The following is a 20,897-nucleotide window of genomic DNA, read 5'->3' on the forward strand; positions in this document are numbered from 1 at the left end:
TCCGGTGCTACGTGCGCGCCGCCCGTCCGCCAGGCTTCTGCTCCCCTGGCACGGGCGCAACCAGCACCGCCAGGGCATCGATCAGCGCCCGCATTCGCTTTGGCGTGAATCGCTTGGGCTCGATGGGGTACATCATCATCCACCCGTCGCCCATGGCAACGAGCTGGTCGGTGAGGATGTCCGCCGAAATATCGTTGCGGACCGTCCCCCGTTCCTGAGCGTCCTTGACAATGGCGGCGAGCAAGCGGCGATAACGCGCGTAGCGCCTGGCGATGACTTCCGCAAACGCTGGCTCGTGTCGCCCCTGCGCCAGCAACTCCGATGTCGCCGGCCAGAACCTCGTGCTGCGGTCCGTCAGCCTTATCCAGCTTTCGAACGGCGCGAGGATGTCACCCCTTTCCCGGGCCGACTCCAGCATCGCGTCGAAACGGTCGAATGCGCTTTCCATCAGCGCCACCACCAGCTCTTCCTTGTTCGCGAAGTAATACGTCACCGCGCCAGTGGTGTAGCCCGCATGCTTGGCAACCTTGCGCAGCGATGCGTTGGCATATCCCTCCTGTGCAATCACCATTGATGCCGCGCGCAGCAGCTCCTTGCGCTTCGCTTCGCGGTCGCCGACCGGACGACCCCGGGTTGAGACCTGCTCGATATCGTCGTCGCTGTCCATGTTCTGTTCTGTCTCTTGAGGATTTCGATAACTGGATGCCGACTGGTTAGCCGCCAGAAGCCTGATTTTACAGAATCGACGTTATGTTCTGATTCTAGCCTCTCCAGCGTTCTCGCCTCCAGCATCTCCCAGATGCGGCGCATTCCATCCGGATCGCGAAGCCTGTGTCCGCACACGCCAGCATATGGCAACGCCTGTGCCCCTCTCCTTGCCGGGACCACGCAGGGAATACCCGCCCTTTCTATTTAACATCACGCTCGTTATGCTAATTCACGATTCGCGCGAATCGCCGGGCAGGACTTCAGGAAGAGTGCGCGGCCGATGTTCTTGCATGCGGCCGCCAGGCAACTGACAAACATGGAGATTGTTGATGGATGCATTCAGGCGTAATGCGTTGAGCAAGGATGGTGCCGTCGTCATGGAACTGCGCCGTGAGGAGAAACACCGAGTGCCGCGCAATGTGGCACGCAACTGGGGCACCACGCCTGTTATCGCACTGGCAGCACTTGGTGCCTTCGCAGGCGCGGCACATGCTCAGTCCTCCATCACGTTGTACGGTACGCTGGACACCAACCTTGAAATCGATACCAACTTCAAGAGCGCGGGCGGCGGCTCGGCCAATCGATACGCGCTGAACGGCGAAGGCCTGTCTGGTTCGCGTTGGGGTCTGCGCGGCGTGGAGGATCTCGGCGGCGGCGTGAACGGCGTCTTTGTGCTGGAAAGCGGCGTCGGCGGCGACGATGGCACCATGCAGCAAGGCGGCCGCCTGTTTGGCCGGCAGGCATTCATCGGCCTGCAGAGCGCCACCTACGGCAAGATCACCTTCGGGCGCCAATACACCTCGATGCTCGAGGCACTGGCCAACTTCTCGCCGGCGGCCATGTCGAGCCTGTATGAACCCGTCATCGCCCAGATCGGACCGGTGTACCGCGAAGACAACACCGTCAAGTATTCCGGGACCTTCGGTCCGGTCAGCGTCGGGGCCCACTGGAGTTTTGGCACCGGCGGAAGCAGCGGCACCGTGGACCTCAGCCGCCTTGGCGGATCGGGAGAGGTTCCGGGCCAGTTTCGCCGCGATACCGGCTATGGTGCCCGGGCGTCCTATACGGCAGGGCCGTTCAGCGCTACCGTGACCTATGATCAGGTGAACCCGAGCATCATCGGCAATAGCGGCTTCGCCGGTACCGGCACATTCAAGAAGGCCGCCGCAGCAGCCAGCTACGCCGTCGGGCCCGCGATCTTCATGAGTGGATACCGCTGGGGCATGTCGACTGCGCCGGGGCAGACACTGACGCGCGACAATCTGTACTGGGCTGGCGTCTACTACGAGATGACGCCTGCCCTGAGCCTGACGCTGGACTACTACTACCAGACCTTCCGGTCCTCGACCTTGCCGGCGCTGAGGCCTGCGGGCAATCCAAGGCAGCTGATGTTCATCGCCGACTACCACCTCTCCAAGCGTACGGACCTGTATCTGACCACCGCCTATGCGAAGAATGCTGGCCTGTGCCTGGACACCGCATCCATTGCGTTCAACAACGGCTATCAACCGGGTGCTGGCAAGACCAGCATGTTCGGCGCCGCACTAGGTATCCGCCACAACTTCTGAGCGCGACGGATATCCTCAAACCGTTGCCGATGCCAACCCGATGCGATGCCGCTTCAGCGATCTGCATCGGGACATGGCGCGAGGGCCACCGCCGAAATGGCCTCCAAGGTATGTCACCTCATCCGATAGACGCCATCTTCACTCACCTCAACCCGCCCGTCAGCCAGCAGCTCCGCCAGATGCTGAGAAATCGTACGGGTCTCGGCGTTGACCACCCACAAGCCTTCATAGCCCGGCGGATACAGCAGCCGCAGGTCGACCAGCTGCGCCAGTGTCTTTGGCGATTCGCGCAGCATGGCCATCAGGCGCTGTTCGCGCTCGTCCAGCTTGGCCACATAGGCAGCGAGATCACGCAGGAAGTGCTCGCGATCGGTGTAGACGCCCCGGTGATGGGACGTAACCCAAACCTTGGCCGGAATCTCGGGCAGCCGTGCCAGGCTGCGACGGAAGTCCGCCAGGCTGGACCCCGCGTCGCCATAGTAAGGCCCAAATCCAGTCAGGTCGATGTCGCCCGTGAAAGCCACTCCCTCCGGTTCAACAAGAAGAACGGTGTGGCCCGCGGTGTGCCCTGGAAGGTGGAAAGCGCGAATGCCGGCCTGCCCCAGACCCCAGCACGCGCCGTCGACGTAGCCTTGCGCATCAGGCCGCGGCGCATAAAAGAAATCGCGCTGGAACTTGAGCAGCGTCTCCGATGCATACTCCGCATTGCCGAAAGCGGCGACCATGCCGTCCCAGCTCCTTGCCGCTGGCAAATCCCGTTCGTGCACATATACCGATGCATACGGAAGACGATGCAAACCGGCCATATGGTCCTCATGCACATGGCCCATCACCACCAGCTCGGTCGCGTCAAAATCGGGGCCGATGTAGTTCGCGACAAGCGGCGTGTCGAACGCCGCGCGAGTCTCCGAGCCTCGTATCAATACCTGATTTCCGTCGGGATACTTTCCGCTTTTCTCGCCGAAGAAGACCGAAACGCGCCCGAAATCCACGCGCTGGATGTTTCCCTGCATGTCGGAATTGCTAAAAGCTGTGCTCATGTCGATCATCCTCCCTGGCAGTCCGTTGCGATCTTCCCGCAGCCGAGGCGTTCCAGGAGCGGTCAGGCGCTACGCAACTCTGTTTTCAGTCCATTTATAATAACATCTGTCATAAAAATAGAGTGCCTGCAAACACAGACCGTGTGATATTTTGGGATGGCCGTTTTAGAGCGTCAACCGACTTCCTCGCCCTGCAGGCTGCGCATCGTCAGGGCTAGTTGCAGTTCTTCGGTGACTATGGCGCGCTCGCCGACGCGGCTGCCTTCGCCCAGTGGCTTGCACCACCTCCTCCCGGTCTTCGTCGGGATCAGTCCGTTGCTTTGAGCATATCTTCGACCACCTTCTTGGCGTCGCCGAACACCATCATGGTCTTGTCCATGTAGAACAGTTCGTTGTCCAGCCCGGCATAGCCGGTGGCCATCGAGCGCTTGTTGACGATGATGGTCTTGGCCTTGTACGCCTCCAGGATCGGCATGCCGGCGATCGGCGACTTGGGGTCGTTCTTGGCCGCCGGGTTGACCACGTCATTGGCGCCCAGCACCAGCACCACGTCGGCCTGGCCGAACTCGCTGTTGATGTCTTCCATCTCGAAGACCTGGTCGTACGGCACCTCGGCCTCGGCCAGCAGCACGTTCATGTGACCCGGCATGCGGCCGGCCACCGGGTGGATCGCGTACTTGACGGTCACGCCCTTCTCGGCCAGCTTTTCGGTCAGTTCCTTCAGGGCATGTTGCGCGCGCGCCACCGCCAGGCCGTAGCCGGGGACGATGATCACGGTCTCGGCGTTGCCCATCAGGAAGGCGGCGTCGTCGGCCGAGCCGGACTTCACGTTGCGCTGCGCCTGCGCGCCGGCGGCCGCGCCAGCCGACGCATCGCCGCCGAAGCCGCCCAGGATCACGTTGAAGAACGAGCGGTTCATCGCCTTGCACATGATGTACGAGAGGATGGCACCGCTTGACCCCACCAGCGAGCCGGCGATGATCAGCATCGGGTTGTTCAGCGAGAAGCCAATGCCCGCTGCTGCCCAGCCCGAATATGAGTTCAGCATCGACACCACCACCGGCATGTCGGCGCCGCCGATCGGGATGATGATCAGCACGCCCAGCACGAAGGCGAGCGCCAGCATGACCAGGAACGGCATCCACGCCTGCGTCAGGAAGAATGCAATGCCGAAGCCCACCATCGCCACCGCCAGCAGCAGGTTCAGCCAGTGCTGGCCGGCAAACACCACCGGCGCGCCCTGGAACAGCCGGAACTTGTAGCGCCCGGCCAGCTTGCCGAAGGCGATCACCGAGCCCGAGAAAGTGATGGCGCCGACGAAGCAGCCAATGAAGAGCTCGATGCGGTTGCCCAGCGGAATGTCGTGCGAACCGGCAGCCGTGATGCCGAAGGCAGCGGGCTCCGCCACTGCCGCCACCGAGATAAACACCGCGGCCAGGCCGATCAGCGAGTGCATCGCCGCCACCAGTTCCGGCATCTTGGTCATCTGCACCTTCTTCGCCACATAGGCACCGATACCGCCGCCCACCACCAGCGCGGCCAGGATCAGCGCCAGGCCGGTGCCAGGTGCAGACGGGTCCGCCCCGCCGGAGAACAACCCACTCTTCAGCTTGAAGATCAGCGCCACCGTGGTAAGCGCCGCGACCACCATCCCGGCCATGCCGAAGACATTGCCGCGCCGCGCCGTGGTCGGGTGTGACAGCCCCTTGAGCGCCTGGATAAAGCACACAGACGCGCCCAGGTAGGACAGCGTCACCATATTCATCGACAGGCCATTCATTGCGCTACCTCCGCCAGTTTTCCGCCGGGCTGCCCCTTGGCTTCGGGCTGCGCCTTGGGTGCCTTCTTCCTGAACATCTCCAGCATACGCTGCGTGACCAGGAAGCCGCCGACCACATTGACCGCTGCCAGCGCCACCGCCAGCGTGCCCATTGCGCGGCCAACGTAGCCCTCGGTCAGGCCGGCGGCCAGCATGGCGCCGACGATGATGATGGCCGAGATTGCGTTGGTCACCGCCATCAGCGGCGTGTGCAGCGCGGGCGTGACCGTCCAGACCACGTGGTAGCCCACGTAGATCGCCAGTACAAAGATGATCAGGTTGATCACCGTGTGGCTAACCATTTCCATCGATATCTCCTTGATAGCCGGATCAGCTGGCCAGCGCCAGTGCTTCGCGCCGTGTCATCAGGCAGGCCGCGACGATGTCGTCGTCGGTGTTGATCACGAGCTTGCCGTCCTTGTCGATCAGCAGCTTGAGAAAGTCGAGCACGTTGCGCGCGTACAGCGCCGAGGCGTCCGCCGCGACCATGCCGGCCAGGTTGGTGTGTCCGATCAGCACGACGCCGTGGCGCTCGACTACTTCGTCGGCCACCGTCAGCGGGCAGTTGCCGCCCTGTGCCGCGGCCAGGTCCACCACCACCGAGCCGGGTTTCATCTGTGCCACGGTCGCTTCCTGCAGCAGCACCGGCGCCTTGCGGCCCGGGATCAGCGCGGTGGTGATGACGATGTCGGCCTGGGTCGCGCGCTGGTGCACCAGCTCGGCCTGGCGCTTCATCCAGTCCGGTGGCATCGGGCGGGCGTAGCCGCCCACGCCCTGCGCGATCTCGCGCTCTTCATCGGTCAGGAACGGCACGTCGAGGAACTTGGCGCCGAGCGATTCGATCTGCTCCTTGACGGCGGGGCGCACGTCGGAGGCCTCGATCACCGCGCCCAGCCGCTTGGCCGTGGCGATGGCCTGCAGGCCGGCGACGCCCGCGCCCAGGATCAGCACGCGCGCGGCCTTGACGGTGCCGGCGGCGGTCATCAGCATCGGCATGAAGCGCTGGTAGTGGTGCGCGGCCACCAGCACGGCCTTGTAGCCGGCGATGTTGGCCTGCGACGACAGCACATCCATGCTCTGCGCGCGCGTGGTGCGCGGCGCGGCTTCCAGGGCAAAGGCGGTGATGTTGGCGGCGGACATGCGCGCGTTGTTCTCGGCATCGAACGGGTTGAGCATGCCGATCAGCACGGCGCCGGGCTTCATCTGCGCCAGTTCGGCGGCGTCCGGTGCGCGCACCTTGAGCACCAGTTGCGCGCCCAGTGCTTCGGCGGCGCTGCCGATGGTGGCGCCGACCGCTTCATACGCGCCGTCGGGCTGGCTGGCGCTTACGCCGGCGCCAGCCTGCACGACCACCTTGTGGCCCTGCGCGACGTACTTCTTGACTGTCTCCGGGGTGGCGGCGACGCGAGTCTCGCCTCGCAGTGTTTCCAGCGGAATACCAATTTGCATATCGATAGATCCCCTTGCACCGGAAGCCCGCCAGATGGCCGAACTCCAGGTCGTTTCATTAGCAGGACAAAACACCAATCAGTTAATGATGACTTCGCGGCGCCCGACGTCAGGCGAGCGTCAGGCCGCCGTCGACGAGAAGGGTCTCGCCAACCATATAGGAGGCCAGGGGAGAGGCCAGGAAGATGGCTGCCCCGGCTATCTCGTGCGGCAAGCCCATGCGGCCGATGGGCACGCGCGACAGCGTTGCATCGAGCCGAGCCGGCGACGCCGTGGTCACCTTGGTCAGTTTTGTGTCCACCAGGCCAGGGGCGATGCCGTTGACGCGAATACCTTCGGCTGCCCACGCTTCACCCAGCGTACGGGTCAAGCCCACCACGCCGGACTTGGATGCGGCGTAAGCCGGGTTTCCCCGCACGGACCGGAAGCCCGCGATCGAGCTCAGCGTAATCAGCGAACCCCGGCTCTCATGGAGCATCGGCCGGAACTTGACCGCGCAGGCCATCACGCTGGACAGATTGACGTGCAGCACCTGGTCAAAGGTGACCATCTCGAACTCGGCACGCTTGTACTGGATCGTACCTTGCGCCAGCACCAGCACGTCCAGGCGTTCGAAGGCGGGCCGCACGGCGTTGACGGCCGCCTGGTCGGAAACATCCACTTGCGCGTAGTGCAGGCCAGAAAGATCTGAACCTTCGTCGAAGCGATAGTCGGACGCCCGGGCACGCGTGCCCCAGGCGTGAACCTCTGCACCGAGTTGCCGGAATGCCTGCGCGATGCCATTGCCTATGCCGCTGGAGCCCCCCACAACCAACACGGTCTTGCCGGTGAAATCGAGGGACTCGGCAAACCGGGGCTGAGCGAGGGGAGAGTTGGAATTCGTCATGATTGGGCGATGTAGAGAAATGGTGTCAGTACCGGAGTCAACGCAGGACGTCCCAGGCGCAGTAGCGTTCCCCGCTTCTGGCATAGAACAGGAATTCGTGATCGCGCTGGTCCGGTTGACCCGACGAAGCCGCGGCTGCGGCCCCATGGATGCTGGTCATCGCGCCTGCTTCTGCAGGTATTTCCAGGCCATCGCGGCCATGGGTCGGGCGAGCTTTCCCGTTTCGAGCGCCTGCGCCGATGACGCCGTGCCATCCACCACCCGCTTCATGATCCCCTGCAGGATGCCTGCGGTTCGGAACATGCTGAACGCGAGATAGAAGTTCCAGTTCCCGCCGATCCTGCGCCCGGTGCGCTGCTCATACGCGCGGCGGTAAAGCGCTTCGTCCGGGATACCCAGGTTGGCCCGGTCGACACCTCCCATGCCTCGCAGCGGGCCCGGTGAAATGTGCCAGCTCATGCAGTGATAACTGAAATCGGCCATCGGATGACCCAGCGTCGACAGCTCCCAGTCGAGCAGCGAGAGTACGCGGGGCTCGGTCGGATGGAACATGAGGTTGTCGAGCCGGTAGTCCCCGTGCACGATGCAGACCTGCTCCTCCGCTTCCTCCGGGATTCGGTCGGGCAGCGATGCAATCAGCGCATCCATCGCCGGGATCGATTCGGTTTCGGACAGCCTGTACTGCCTGCTCCATCGTTCGATCTGGCGAAAGAAATAATTGCCGGGCTTACCGTAGTCCGCAAGGCCGATGGCCTTGTAGTCCACGCGATGCAACGCCGCGATCACGCGATTCATCTCGTCGTAGATCGCCGTACGTTCGCTGTTGCTCATGCCAGGCAGCGCGGGATCCCATAGCACGCGGCCATTGACGAATTCCATGATGTAGAAGGCACGACCGATGACGGCTTCGTCCTCGCACAGGGCATACATCCTGGCCACAGGCACTTCGGTGTCGGCAAGCGCCGCCGTCACACGAAACTCGCGCTCGATCGCATGCGCCGACGGCAGCAGCTTTGCCTTCGGCGCGGGCTTGGCGCGCATCACGTAAGCCTGGCGCGGCGTGACGAGCTTGTACGTTGGATTGGACTGGCCGCCGCTGAACCGCTCAACGGTCAGCGGGCCGGCAAAGCCTTCCACATGGCGCGCCATCCAGGCTTCGAGTCCGCCCAGGTCAAAACCCAGTGTCTCCTGTGCCGGCCGCGTGCCGGCGAACGCTGAAGAAGCATTGCTCATCCGGTCGCCCCGTTCATCGAAGCGCCGGCACGGGAGCCAGCGACCCCGCATCCTTTTCCGCGCGATCCAGCGCGCAATACGCGTAGTACAGCTCCACACACATGAACGACCAAGTCAGGCAAGCGAGCGAAAAGAAGATCAGGTGTTGCTCGTCGTCGCCGGGGATCGTATGGAAATCATAGATGCAGGCAATGGCTTGCGCGGTCAGCAGGACCATGAACACGCCAAATGCGTGCCAGCCTTCCCCGGCGCTGAGCAGCTTCCAGGCAAACCAGGCCAGGTATACCGAAAATACCGACCACATCACCACATAGAAATACGGCCTCGGCTGCGCCAGCGCGTCGATCGACAACAGCACGATCGTCCCTGCGATCGCTCCCGCGAAGAACACGACATCCATCAGGATGGACGGCTTGTAGCGATGCGTAACGGACATCAGCCCGGCCAAGGCAACCACCGGGATGCCGAAGCCCCGGGAGAACGCATCGCAAAAGTACGAGATGCCATACGAAAACTGCACGCCGCCCAAGGCGAAAAGCAGGAAATTCGACGCGGAGAAAGTCACGATCAGCCATTCGAAGCCGAGCAGGTAGTTGCGCTGCCTGAGGAACTTCAGGCCGTGGATCAATGACGTCATCACGAGGACGAACATCGCAAAACAGAGAAGATAGAGATTGCGGTCCATCACGACTCCCAAGGCTCGATTTGCAGGATTGGATTGTTCACGGCTTTCGCGGCGCCAGACTGGCGAGGTAGGTGGCCATCGCCTTGCGGTCCTCCGGCGACGCCGCCGCGGCCACGCTTTTCATCATCCCGGTCGGTTCACCGCGCGTGCCGGTGGCAAACGCATCAAACTGCGCCAGCAGATACTCGTAGCCCTGGCCCGCGAGGCGCGGGAACTGGTCGTGCCCCATCAGCTGGCTGCCGTGGCACGCGGCGCAGTTTCCCGAGGCCACCAGCCGCTTGCCCTTCTCCAGCAATCCCGCATCGGGCGTGAAGTAACGGTTGGCGCCGGCCGGCTGCCTGGCGAAGTGGCCGGCAAGATCGTTGATCTCTGCCTCACTCATCGTCTTGGCCAACGGGCCCATGATCGGATTGGACCGCTCCCCGCTGGCGAACTTGTGAAGCTGGGCCGCCACGTACGGTGCCGGCTGGCCCGCGAGGCTCGGATAGCCCTGGTGCAGCGAATTGCCCTTGGCACCGTGGCAGCCGATGCAGGCGTCGGTCACGCGTGGCCACGGGCTGCCGTCGGCGTTATAAGCGGCAGCCGACGCCGTGATATAGCGGTCGAGGCGATAGATCCCCAGGAGGTCGTGGCCGAACCAGGCGAGCAGCCCGGCGCCAGCGATAGCGGGAACGCCCAGCCATATGCGTTTCTTCATTTCCGTCTCCTAGGCGCGACGCAAGGCATTGAGAACCTGGAGGGCGGCCTGATGGCCAGAGCGCACGGCGCCATCCATGTAGCCGGCCCAGATCTCGGCCGTCTCGGTGCCCGACCAGATAAGCCTGCCGCAGGGCGGCCGCAATGCCTCGCCGTGGGTGCTCCAGAAGCCCGGCGGAATCGCGGAGACACAGGTGATCGTCCAGGGATCGGCACGGCCCCAGTCGTGATCGTGGTATGACACCGGCGCCAAGGCTTCGCTGCCGAAGGCCTGCGCATAGATCTCTGACAGGAACCTCTGCGCCGCCTTGTGATCCGAGGGAACCGACGCATTCGAGATGAAGGCATTGATAACGCCGAGCTCGCCCCCCGGCGGCGAGTTGTCGAAGGCCCACAGAATCGGCCCGTCGACCTGGAAGATGTTTCCGTTCAGTCCCTTGTCGCGCCAGAACGGACGGGAATAGACCATCGCCGTCTTCCGCGCCGGCGAATGGGCGGGCCAAGCGCGCTGCAGCGCTGCACGCTTCTGCGGCAGCGGCGGATCGAACTGCAACTGCTGGCACAAGGGTGGACTCAGGGCCATGATGACCTGGCGCGCGCGCACTTCGCCCTGGTCCGTGTGCAGCGTGACGACCTCGCGGTCCCAGTTCGAGATCCGCCGGACGGGACTCGACAGGCGCACCCTCTTCCCCAATGCCTGCGCCATCCTGACGCAGAGGATCTGCGAACCACCGGCAAATCGCGTTTCCTGGGCGCTGTGCTTGATGCTGTCCAGCTGCATATAGTCGCAGGCGGCCGAGTTGATCATTGACAGGAAATGGAGCATCCCCATTTTTGCCGGCATCACGCCGCCGGAAAGCGCGATGCTCGCATTCCACCCGGTTCGGTCCTCGGGCTTGATGTTCTGCTTCGCCAGCCAGTCGCCGACCGACAGTTTGTCCAGTTCCACGACCTTCGGTGATTTCCACGGCGCGCCCGACGGCACGTCGCGCGAAAGCACGCTGAGCCTGCCACCGATCGCCTCGTCGCTGCCGAATGTGCCCTTCAGGTCGACCTCCAGACGACCGTCACCGCCGAGGATGACCGTGTTCCCCTTGTAGTAGCTGGGAAACGTGCCCACATCGAGTTCGCGCGCCAGATCGGCCACCGCCGTCTGGCCGGGGCCGATCCACTGTCCCCCGACTTCGGACACCTGTCCCGAACCCACATCGTAGTTAAGCGTCCGCCCGCCCACGCGATTGCGCGCTTCCAGCACGACAAAGGACTCGCAGCCTGCCTGGCGCAGGTCCCTCGCGGCGGTCAGGCCCGCCAGGCCCGCGCCGATGATGGCGACGTCGAGGACGTCTTCGGGCGTGCCGGCCTTGGCCGCCTTGGCCGGCCCCGGGCTCAAGCCGATGGTTCCTGCCGCCGTGGAGGCGCCGGCCATTTTCAGCAATTGCCTTCGCTGCGTGTTGATTGAAGTGTCCGAGGACGAAATCTTGCCCATAGTGCTTCGCTGTTTCCTGTCATCTCATTGCGGGTCGAGCGCAAACCTGCGAACGCTCTTCCCGCTTCTCATGCTTCTGTGCCGGACAGCCCAGACGAGCCCACGCAGCGCCTGTTGATCGACTTGTTGGACTGCGGCTGTACACTGCTCCAGCACCTCCTGCTCCGGGAACAGCATGAGTTCGGCCGCGCTCCCCAATACGAGCGCGATCTCGAATGGCGAGCCTGTCGCGAGCGCGTGCCGCAGAAGGCTCGACAAGCGGCGCTCAATGGCGGCACCGTCCGCGGCGTCCATTCGAATCCTTGCGACCGATGCCCGGATGAAGTGGAGCAGCTCACTGGAGCCAGGCTGATGCCCGAAGGCGGTCGTGGTCGAGCAGGAGCTTGACGTCATCGCGGCTTTCCCATGCAAATGGCTGATTGGTCTGGCGCGCTCCAGCCGCCTGCAGCGACGGCCGGTATCCCGCGCTTGACCAGGCGCCTACTCCCGCGCCCACCCATTCTGGTAGAGGCGCCCGGCCAGCACGCCCAACCGCGACGTGAGCACGTAGTTCTCGCCGTCCTCGATCAGCGCCGAGCGCGCGTCGCGGAACAACTTCTCGATCGGGAACTCGCGCGTCGTGCCGTTGCCGCCGAAGAGCTGAAATGCCTCGTGCGTGATCTTCATGGCCTCCTCGGTTACGCTGACCTTGGCCTGCGCGGTCGCATACGGGTGGCTCTGCGGAGACAGTCGCGCGAACGCCAGGCTGCGCCGAGCGATGGCCCGTGCCATCTCGAGCCGGCGCAGCATCTCGCCCACGCGCAACTGGGTCATCTGGTGTTCCAGCAGCAGCGCCCCGCCCTGCTTGCGCTCATGGCAATAGGCAAGCGCAAGTTCGAACGCGGCGCGGGCCGCACCGACAAAGACCTGGCACATGTGAGTACCTGCGAACGACCATGTAGAAGCCAGGTTTCCGAGGTACTCATCCTTCAGCGCGATGGCGAAGCGCCTGGGCACCCTGACGTTATCAAAATAGATCTCGCCCTGGGGCAACGCACGCTGGCCGATCTTGTCCAGCGGTTTGCCGCGCGAAATGCCAGGCAGGTCGAGCGGCAGGATCAGGCCGATGCCGTTGGTGAACGCGCCGTGCTCATCCGTCCCGTGGAACCCGTCGCCATAGTCCGCCGCCATGTAGGCGAGCGCCACCTGTGCCACCGACCCGTTCGACACCCATGCCGAGCTCTGCCCGTTGATGACGATCTCGTCGGCACCGACCCTGGCGGTCACGTTGCCAACCGGCTGCTTTCCGCCTGCGCTCAGCTCTTCGCGGTAGAGGATCGCGGCATCGGAGCCACGGTCAGGCTGCGTATTCATCCAGCAACCGATCTTTCCAGTGCACATCTCGATCAGTTCCTGATTGCCGAGCGACTGCGCCATCGTCAGCGGCATGGTCGCAGCGCCGAGCGAAACGGCCAGACCCGAATCCCCCCAGCCCAGCTCTTCGCCGATCAGGGACTCGATGCGCACCGCGACCTCCGGCGGGAACTGCGCGATGAGTTGCGGATCGAGCCCGAGCTTCGCGCTCTCCATCATCGCCGTCCAGTACGGAGAACCCGCAGCGATGACGTCCTCGGGCGCCATGCGGTCAAGCTCCCTGCCGATCGGCCGCAGCACATCGCGCGCAAAGCGATGAACCGTCTGCTGAATCGCGTTTTCCTCTTCGCTCAGCGGCGTCTCGAATCCGGTCAGGCCAACTACCGGCAACGCCGCGGTCTTGTGCAATCGAATCATTCTGAGTCTCCTCCTGTCATGGAAGCATGCGTGGCGGCTTGCCGCAGATACGGCACGCCCATCGCTCATCGTGTTAGAACACGATACCAAACATAGGTCATGTTGACAAACATACAAGCAAAAAAAAAGACAGGGTATTCCCTGTCTCCTGGCGTTGGCACGCAGTAGCGTTGCTTTGTCGCCGCTAGCCGGCCATTTCGGTTGACCGCTCCTTGAATATGATCTGCTCGACAGCGGTCCGGTATGCCGCATCGAGCCCGCGCGAGTCACGCTTGCGACGCCCCGCGCCGACCTGCAGCGCCAGTCCGTCGGCCAGCGCAATCAGCAACGAGGCAGCGTGCAGGCTGTCTGCCGTTTTCAGTTCCGGATTGATCGCCCGCACCAGTTCCGCAATGCCGCGCGTCAGCGTGTCATACCACTCCTCAAACATCCGCGCGCACTCGGGATCGGTCGATGCCAGCGAAACGAAGTGCCACCACAGCGCCGAGTCCTTGACATTCCTCGCGTCGCTGAGCGCCTTATCCAGCAGTGCGTTGAGCGACTCGCGCGGCGTGACGCGGCTGTCCAGCGCGCGCTTCAGGTCTTCGAGATAGGCGTCGATGATCGGCGCCATGATCGCCCGCAGGACGGCCTGCCGGGTGGGAAAGTAGTACTGGAGATTGCTGATGCTAATCCCGGCGCCGAGGGCGACGGCACGCAGCGAGAATTCCAGGCTGCCGCCCTCGAGCAACAGCTTTCTGGCAACGCGAACGATGGCATTGCGCGTGCGCAAGCCCTGGGCTCGCAAGCTGTCGGGGTCGGCTCCTGTGGCGGCTGCGCTCGATGCACGCCGCTTCCTGGGGGTGCGCTGCTCCATGGGCACTGTCATCCTGTCTGCCTTGATTCAGGGCTTTTCAGCCCTTTGTAAGGAATCGCGCCAGCGGTAGGCTGGGCGGGCATCATTATATCTGACGCCCGTCGACGCGCGTGGCGCCCGGGTCGCTTCGGCGGGGGCTTACCTCCTTTGTCCTGATTGCGACGGCAATGATCGGCGAGGCCTACGAGCGCGCTGCGTAGCGTGCCTTGCGGTTCACCCGATCGTCCATCATGTTGGCCACGCCCAGCGCGGAATTGACGGCGCACCATTGCAGCGGTTCGGGCAGCGTCGACGGCGTCCTGTGGAGCAACGCCGAGAGTAGCGGATGCTCCGCGCCACGTATCCGTTCGGCCAGCAGCAGTCCCATCAACGACTGGGTACCTACGCCATGCCCGGAACACCCGGCGGTATAAAGGATGTTGCGGTCAGCACCCGCCGCGCCGACCACGGGCAGCGCATCGTAGGCAAGGCTGATGTACCCGCTCCAGCATGACCGGATGGCGACCCCTCCCAGCATGGGAAACCGCTCATGCAGCGCCCTGGCCAGGGCACGGTAGGACGCTTCGTCCGGCACGTTCGGTGTCTGCGCACCATAGATGTAGCGCAACCGCTTCGTCGTCAGAACAAGCGTATTGCGCGCCGTCAGCCGATGGCTTTCCATGGTCCAGTGCGACGTCACGATGCCTTCGCGCCGTGGCCAGCCAAGCGACGCCAGTTGCGCCGAGGACAATGGCTCAGTCTCGATTGCCGACACCCGCAGCGGCATTACCTTGTTCCGCAGCAAGCCAAGTTGCGGCGTATAGGCGTTGGTTGCAAGCACCAGGAACGGCGCGCTCGCGCTGCCCTTCGCGGTCCGCACCCGGACGGTGGGACCTTCGTCCCAGGACAGCACCGGCGTGTTCTCATAGAGCTTCACGCCCGCGCGCAGCGCCGCGCGCCGCAGCCCCAGAACATACTTGCCGGGATCGAGCGTACCGCCACGAGGGACATGACATCCGAACAGGAACGCCGGCGGGATGCCCCGTGCCCGCATCGCGGCGTAGTCCAGAAACTCCCCGGGAGAGCCAAGTTGCACGCCGGTACGCATGCTCTTGCGCAGCTTCCTTTCCTGGGACGGATGGACGCCCGCGCGGATGATGCCCGAGGCGTTGTAGTCGCAGTCGATCGCGTACTCTGCAAGCTTGCGCTCCACGTAGTCGACGCCTTCATCGTAGAAGCGCACGATTTCCCTGGCCTGCTGGTGTCCCACGCGCTTGAGAAACAGGTCGTACTCCAACCCCTGCCCACCCGCAAGATAGCCCGCGTTGCGCCCGCTCGCGCCGAACCCGGCGAACTCGCGTTCGAGGACGATCACCTTTGCCCCGCGCGCGGCAAGCTCCAGCGCGGTGGACAGTCCGGCAAAGCCGCCCCCGGCAACGACCACATCCGCGCTGACGTCACCGTCGAGTTGCGGCTGCAGGTCATCTGGCCGCTCCACCCAGCCTCCAAGTGGCCGATACGCCTGTCCGCCTTGCCAGTTGAACCCGTCCATATCTGCCTCCCTCACTCCTTGCTCAAAATATGGATTGCAAGCGCAGCCTCTTCGACGCCCTGCAAGCCGCCACCGTTCTCCTGAATCGCGTGACGCGCGCCGCCTACCTGCCGCGCCCCCGCTTCTCCACGCAGTTGGGTGACCAGTTCGTAGAGCTGGCCGATACCTGTCGCACCCAGTGGATGGCCCTTGGATTCAAGGCCGCCAGACGTGTTGATCGGAATGCGCCCGCCGAGTGTAAATTCCCCGCGCTCCGCAGCCGGCCCGCCCTCCCCCAGCGGCACCAGCCCAAGGTTTTCGGCCTGGATGATCTCGCCCATCGCCGAGGCATCGTGTACCTCGGCCACGTCCATATCCTCCGGGCCCAGGCCGGCCTGCTCATAAGCCTGAAGCGCGGCGAGGCGGCCGATGTTCTTCTCCGGCTCGTCGATGCGCCGATGCGAAAAGCTGCGGATCACGCTCGCCGCGATCCGGATGCAACGGCTGCGATCGGCGCCGATGCGCCGCAGACCCTCTTCCGTGCAGAGGATTGCCGCCGCCGCACCGTCCGAGACCGGCGCGCACATCGGCAGCGTGATGGGATAGGTGATCGGCGGCGCGGCGAGCACCTCTTCGACCGTAAAAGCCTGGCGGAACTGCGAATGCGGGTTGTGCACCGAATGCCCGTGATTCTTCGCCGATATAGCCGCAATCTGGCGCTGTGTCGTGCCGTAGGTCTTCATGTGATACCGGCACAGGGCGGCATAGATCTTCATGAAGCGGCTATAGGGCCGGTCGGATTCCGATCCCGGCGGCGGCTCGATGCCTTCCCCCAGCTTCGCCAGCGTCGCGAAGTTTTCCTCGACGCGGGATACGTCCCATCCCGCGTCGAACAAGGCGAACGACCTCGACTTGTCAGCGACGTTCATCTTCTCCGCGCCAAGTGCCAGCGCGACGTCGCAGCTGCCTGCCCTGAGGTGCTGTACTGCAAGGTGCACCGCCGTGCTGCCGGACGCGCAGGCATTTTCGACGTTGAACACCGGAATGCCTTCGATACCGATCTTGCTGAATACGACCTGGCCAGGGATCGACAACTGCCCCTGAAGCTGGCCATTGGTGATGCCGGCGTAGAAGGCCGCACCGATGGCGTCAGCACTACAGCCGGCGTCCTGCAAGGCGCCGCGTAGCGCGGCACCGGCGAGTCCCTCGATGCTCATGTCGAAATGCCGGCCGAAGATGGTCATTGCGATGCCGGCGATGTAAATGTTGCTCATGTCTTCTTTCCTGGGTGCCTCGTTCAGATCTTGCGTTGCTGTCCTTGCCAGTACTGTTCTCTCAGATCCTTCTTCAACACCTTCCCGACCGGGCTTCGCGGCAGTGCGGCGACGAATTCCACGCTCTTCGGCGCCTTGACCGAGCCGAGCTTCTGCTTGCAAAGGGCAACGAGCTCGTCGGCGCTTACCTCGTAGCCCGCATTGAGTTCCACCACGGCTTTCACGGCCTCGCCCCACTTCTCGTCCGGCACGCCGATCACCGCGCAGTCCTGCACAGCCGGATGGGACCAGATCACCTGCTCGATTTCACTCGGATAGACGTTGAAGCCGCCGCTGATGATCATGTCCTTCTTGCGGTCGGTGATATGGAGGTAGCCCTCCGCATCGAGGTGTCCGATGTCGCCGGTATGCAGCCAGCCGTCGACGATCGCCTCCGCAGTCTTGTCGGGCGCCTTGTAGTAGCCCTTCATGACGAGGTCGCCGCGCACGCAGATCTCGCCGGTCTCGCCTTGCGGCAGAACCTCGCCGTGCTCGCCCATGATCTCCACACGGATGAGCGGGTTGGGACGGCCGACCGAGGATAGCCGTTCGTCGGACGCCAGTTCGCCGCCGACAAAATGCTCGGCCGGCCTCAGGTAGGAGATCGACGCCGGGGCCTCGGTTTGACCGTAGCCGCCGGCCATGATCGGGCCAAACACCTCGATAGAGCACTTGAGCTTCTCTACCGACATGGGCGCAGCACCATAAAGGAAGTACTTGAGCGATGAGAAATCCTGTTTCCCGATCCCGGGAATGTCCAGCAGCCGGTAGATCACCGTCGGCGGCAGGAAGAGCTCCGTGACCCGGTGCTTCGCAATCGCACCGATCAACGCTGCCGGGTCCGGCTTCGGCAGCACGACCACCGTACCGCCGCGCGCAGTGCAGGGCAGCGACAGCATCCCGGCGGTATGCGTCATCGGCGCGGCGGCGAGATTCACCGGGCGTTCGTCCCCCTGGTAGGGGAACGCCATCATGAACTGCGCGAAGTAGGCCTGGTAAGCGCGGTGCGCGTTCATTACGCCCTTGGGTGCTCCGGTCGTCCCGCCCGTTGCCGAAAGGGTCACGACATCGTCCATGTCGTAATCGATGAGCGGCGCGCTCGAGGCCTGGCCCTCGCTCCACGTAGACAGCGACGGCGCCCACGGCAGCGCGGCATCGATACACACCCAGAGCCTGACCTTCGGCAGTCGGGGACGCAGCGCCTCGATTACCGATGCGAACGCTTCCTGGAAGAACAGCACTTCGCAGTCGAATGCGTCAAGAATGAACTGGTTCTCCTCCGGCGCGTTGCGCCCGTTGACGGGGATGTACGCCATCCCCGCTCGCCATAGCCCCAGCGCACAACTCCAGGCAGTCACGTCGTTATCTGCCCAGACCGCTCCCTTGGTTTCCCTGCCGAAGCCTTCCGCCAGCAACCCGTTGGCGATGCGGCAGGAAAGCTCGCCAATCTCCCGGAACGAGTAGCTGCGCTCGCCCTGGATATAGGCAATGCCGCGGGGATTGATGCGCAACCCGCGGTCAAAATAATCAATGATTGCCATTTCAAGTAGTCCTCAGAATCTGTGACGGTTCGGCCGGGTTGCGGTGCGAGCCGTCCGTGTACGGGTCAAAGCGGCCGGTGCATTTTTCCCGCCCCGGCCTGAAGAGCAGGCCGGGGGCGGCACGGCAATTACAGATGCGAAACCGTCGCACGAGCCAGCCCGCGCTGCTCGAGGAAGCCGAGCAGGTAGCGGTGCCCGAAGGCCTTCGAGCCGGATGCGAAGCCGACCTTTGCGGTGTCGCCGTCGAGTAGTTTGATGACGCCTGCCGTCTGGATAGCCCCGGTGGCAATGTATGGCGTGGTCCCATGCACGGTCGCCCGCACCGAAGCGACCTGACCGCGGCCGATAGCGAAATCGACGGTGCGCTGCAGCGTAGTGCGTTCCCTTGGCGGCATGGCCGGCGTGGTCGAATCAACGATCTGCTTCAGCACCGCGTCCTGCTGCTCGCGGGGCAGGTGCTTGTACTCTGCTTCCCACTTCTTGCCCAGCGCATGCACTGTCTGCATCGCGTTGTTATCGTAAAAACCGACACTGGAGATGCAGCTGCGTACGCGCGGATCGTGTTCGAAGTAGACCGGCAGCGACGTACCGCCCCACGGCAGACAGAACACCGGTTGCATGAAGGCAGGATCGACCACATTGAACGACGCATCCGCCGCATATGGCACCAGCTTCTTCTCCCACAGGTAGCAAGCCTCGTGGCGATAGCCTTCAAAGATCGTCGCGGTCGAACCCACGCTCACGCCGGCACCGCCGCTACGCGGGCCGCGCGCCAACGTCGCGGTTTCCAGCGCATCGACGCCGGGTGTCTCCAGCGCCAGCTCCGCGGCAATCTCGGCGAACGTGTACATGTAGGCATTGGACGGCGACAGCAGCAGCCCGGCCTGCCGGTACAGGTCGCCGAATTGATCGCGCGCCCGGCGGATGTGCGGCTGCTCGCCCGTGGTGTCGAGGTAATGGCATCCCGCCTTGAGCGCCGCTTCGACGCCAACGAGCCCGACCGTGGAGAATGGCCCGACGGTGTTGCATACCACCCTCGCGCCGCGGAATGCATTCACCAGGGCATCGACGTCATGTTCCGCCTCGATGAGTTCATAGTTTGCCGATTCCAGGCGCACGACACGCTGTGCCATCATTTCCTTCGCCCGGCCTGCGTTGCGCGCCACGGCCGTAAAAGGGATGCCCTGGTCGATCAGCCAGTCCATGATCAACATGCCGGTGTAGCCGCTTGCGCCATAGACGACGACGGGGTGCTTTGCCATGGTTTGTCTCCTTGAGAATTGTGTCTGACAAGTGATTGGGTTGGAAGGAATGCCGCCCTCTGAAGGGACGACTGGACAATACTTTTGGGTGCCTATCGCCTGTCCGGGCCGTCGTCCTGCAACGGACCCGCCATTGACATCAGCAGCGGCCGCGAACCGTTCGCTATCACTGCAGTCAGGGACTCCTGCCCTGCGCGCTGCGTAACCGAGAACGTCTTGCCGCCGTCCTTGCTGTCGAGTACGGTCCCGGCCATGCCGACGACGACGATGCGGCCGTCAGCAAGCTCCGCGATCCCGGTCAGCGATTGGGTGGTATGCGAGTCCACGCGCTGCCATGTCTTACCGTCGTCGCTGCTGCGGTACAGGTGTCCTCGCATGCCGCAGACCAGAAGAGAGCCATCGGGAAGTGAACGCCCGTACCACAGCGAGCCGTTGTCGCCAGTGGTCGACGCCTGCCACGACTTGCCCCTGTCGGCGGATCGGAAGATGGTGCCGCCTTCGCCAGCGATGAAGAGCGATCCGCGGCCGGATCCGAACATGTGCAGCAGGTGACGGTCCGCGTTTTCGCCCGCCTCCACCTTGATCTCGGACCAGGTCCGGCCGGCATCGCGGGTTTCGATAGCCCAGCCGTACAGCCCTACGGCGATGCCATGCTCCGGACTGTCGAAGTAGAGCGAAAGGATCGGCTGCTCTGCGCCCCGCTCGGCACGCAAGAGCATCCACGTCTCGCCGCCATCCTGTGTACCAAGCACAACGCCATCGTGCCCCGCCGCATAGCCGCGCCGCGCATCGATGAACTGAACGGAAGTCAGCAGCGAGCGGACCGGGACCATCCTTGCTTGCCGGAACTTGATGCCGTCATCGGAAAGGAGGATGACGCCGTGGTCGCCGACGGCGACCACGCGGTTGCCGGCACGCGCAGACGCCAGCAGCGGTGCGGCGACCGCATTGGACACCTGCCGGGCCGGCTCCAGGCTCGGCCACGGAGCTGCGGCAGCGGTCTCCGCCGCCCGCGACGGGCACACCACGCCCAAGGCGATCGCGACAACAGGTAAAAATCGATGCAGGTTCATGG

19 protein-coding genes are annotated in these 20,897 nt (G+C 63.9%); 1 reads left to right on the forward strand and 18 read right to left on the reverse strand.

All coding sequences use genetic code 11. The features are described from left to right. Positions 1-7: 7 nt before the first annotated feature. Positions 8-667 carry a TetR/AcrR family transcriptional regulator gene (locus tag AC1Q6V_RS28455; protein ID WP_011614746.1) on the reverse strand — a complete coding sequence of 220 codons (660 nt, stop codon included), beginning with the start codon at positions 665-667 and terminating at the stop codon, positions 8-10. A 370-nt stretch (positions 668-1,037) separates the two neighbouring features. On the opposite strand from AC1Q6V_RS28455, the gene AC1Q6V_RS28460 reads away from it, so the two are divergent. Next, positions 1,038-2,276, forward strand: a complete 1,239-nt coding sequence (locus AC1Q6V_RS28460; protein WP_492344552.1) for a porin — start codon at positions 1,038-1,040, stop codon at positions 2,274-2,276. A 113-nt stretch (positions 2,277-2,389) separates the two neighbouring features. On the opposite strand, the gene AC1Q6V_RS28465 is transcribed toward AC1Q6V_RS28460, so the two are convergent. The 17 genes from AC1Q6V_RS28465 to AC1Q6V_RS28545 all read right to left on the reverse strand — a co-directional run bounded on the left by AC1Q6V_RS28465 (position 2,390) and on the right by AC1Q6V_RS28545 (position 20,895). After that, positions 2,390-3,316: an MBL fold metallo-hydrolase gene (locus AC1Q6V_RS28465; protein WP_492344551.1), complete on the reverse strand. Its 927-nt coding sequence runs from the start codon at positions 3,314-3,316 to the stop codon at positions 2,390-2,392. A gap of 307 nt (positions 3,317-3,623) precedes the next feature. Beyond that, positions 3,624-5,096 carry an NAD(P)(+) transhydrogenase (Re/Si-specific) subunit beta gene (locus tag AC1Q6V_RS28470; RefSeq protein WP_492344550.1) on the reverse strand — a complete coding sequence of 491 codons (1,473 nt, stop codon included), beginning with the start codon at positions 5,094-5,096 and terminating at the stop codon, positions 3,624-3,626. Next, positions 5,093-5,443, reverse strand: a complete 351-nt coding sequence (locus AC1Q6V_RS28475; RefSeq protein WP_492344549.1) for an NAD(P) transhydrogenase subunit alpha part 2 — start codon at positions 5,441-5,443, stop codon at positions 5,093-5,095. Before AC1Q6V_RS28475 ends, AC1Q6V_RS28470 begins: the two co-directional genes overlap by 4 nt. Positions 5,444-5,465: 22 nt before the next feature. After that, positions 5,466-6,584, reverse strand: a complete 1,119-nt coding sequence (locus AC1Q6V_RS28480) for a Re/Si-specific NAD(P)(+) transhydrogenase subunit alpha (RefSeq protein WP_492344548.1) — start codon at positions 6,582-6,584, stop codon at positions 5,466-5,468. 109 nt (positions 6,585-6,693) lie between these two features. After that, entirely contained in the window at positions 6,694-7,470 is a 777-nt protein-coding gene (locus AC1Q6V_RS28485) for an SDR family oxidoreductase (RefSeq protein ID WP_051398462.1), read from the reverse strand. A gap of 156 nt (positions 7,471-7,626) precedes the next feature. Continuing rightward, complete coding sequence (locus AC1Q6V_RS28490) at positions 7,627-8,703, reverse strand: phosphotransferase (RefSeq protein WP_011614739.1); 1,077 nt, start codon at positions 8,701-8,703, stop codon at positions 7,627-7,629. 13 nt (positions 8,704-8,716) lie between these two features. Beyond that, positions 8,717-9,388 (reverse strand): hypothetical protein, encoded by a 672-nt coding sequence (locus AC1Q6V_RS28495; protein ID WP_011614738.1) that lies wholly within the window; start codon positions 9,386-9,388, stop codon positions 8,717-8,719. 37 nt (positions 9,389-9,425) lie between these two features. Beyond that, complete coding sequence (locus AC1Q6V_RS28500) at positions 9,426-10,085, reverse strand: c-type cytochrome (protein ID WP_492344547.1); 660 nt, start codon at positions 10,083-10,085, stop codon at positions 9,426-9,428. A gap of 9 nt (positions 10,086-10,094) precedes the next feature. Then, on the reverse strand, positions 10,095-11,570 hold the full coding sequence (locus AC1Q6V_RS28505) for a flavin monoamine oxidase family protein (RefSeq protein WP_492344546.1): 1,476 nt from the start codon (positions 11,568-11,570) through the stop codon (positions 10,095-10,097). Positions 11,571-11,594: 24 nt separating this feature from the next. After that, positions 11,595-11,864, reverse strand: coding sequence for a hypothetical protein (locus tag AC1Q6V_RS28510; protein WP_490924407.1), 270 nt, complete (start codon positions 11,862-11,864; stop codon positions 11,595-11,597). A 186-nt stretch (positions 11,865-12,050) separates the two neighbouring features. Then, positions 12,051-13,340 (reverse strand): acyl-CoA dehydrogenase family protein, encoded by a 1,290-nt coding sequence (locus AC1Q6V_RS28515; protein WP_022539890.1) that lies wholly within the window; start codon positions 13,338-13,340, stop codon positions 12,051-12,053. A 184-nt stretch (positions 13,341-13,524) separates the two neighbouring features. After that, positions 13,525-14,196, reverse strand: coding sequence for a TetR/AcrR family transcriptional regulator (locus AC1Q6V_RS28520; protein WP_011614733.1), 672 nt, complete (start codon positions 14,194-14,196; stop codon positions 13,525-13,527). Positions 14,197-14,377: 181 nt separating this feature from the next. Further along, positions 14,378-15,727: an NAD(P)/FAD-dependent oxidoreductase gene (locus tag AC1Q6V_RS28525; RefSeq protein ID WP_492344545.1), complete on the reverse strand. Its 1,350-nt coding sequence runs from the start codon at positions 15,725-15,727 to the stop codon at positions 14,378-14,380. Positions 15,728-15,738: 11 nt separating this feature from the next. Then, entirely contained in the window at positions 15,739-16,980 is a 1,242-nt protein-coding gene (locus AC1Q6V_RS28530; RefSeq protein ID WP_022539888.1) for a thiolase family protein, read from the reverse strand. 23 nt (positions 16,981-17,003) lie between these two features. Continuing rightward, the gene (locus AC1Q6V_RS28535) at positions 17,004-18,560 is read right to left on the reverse strand and encodes an AMP-binding protein (protein ID WP_492344544.1); all 1,557 of its coding nucleotides are present in this window, start codon (positions 18,558-18,560) and stop codon (positions 17,004-17,006) included. 128 nt (positions 18,561-18,688) lie between these two features. Next, positions 18,689-19,822, reverse strand: coding sequence for a saccharopine dehydrogenase family protein (locus AC1Q6V_RS28540; protein ID WP_022539887.1), 1,134 nt, complete (start codon positions 19,820-19,822; stop codon positions 18,689-18,691). Between the two features lie 92 nt (positions 19,823-19,914). Next, complete coding sequence (locus AC1Q6V_RS28545) at positions 19,915-20,895, reverse strand: WD40/YVTN/BNR-like repeat-containing protein (RefSeq protein WP_492344543.1); 981 nt, start codon at positions 20,893-20,895, stop codon at positions 19,915-19,917. Positions 20,896-20,897 lie beyond the last annotated feature (2 nt).

It is taken from the genome of Cupriavidus sp. GW823-FHT07B10 (genome assembly GCF_058794355.1).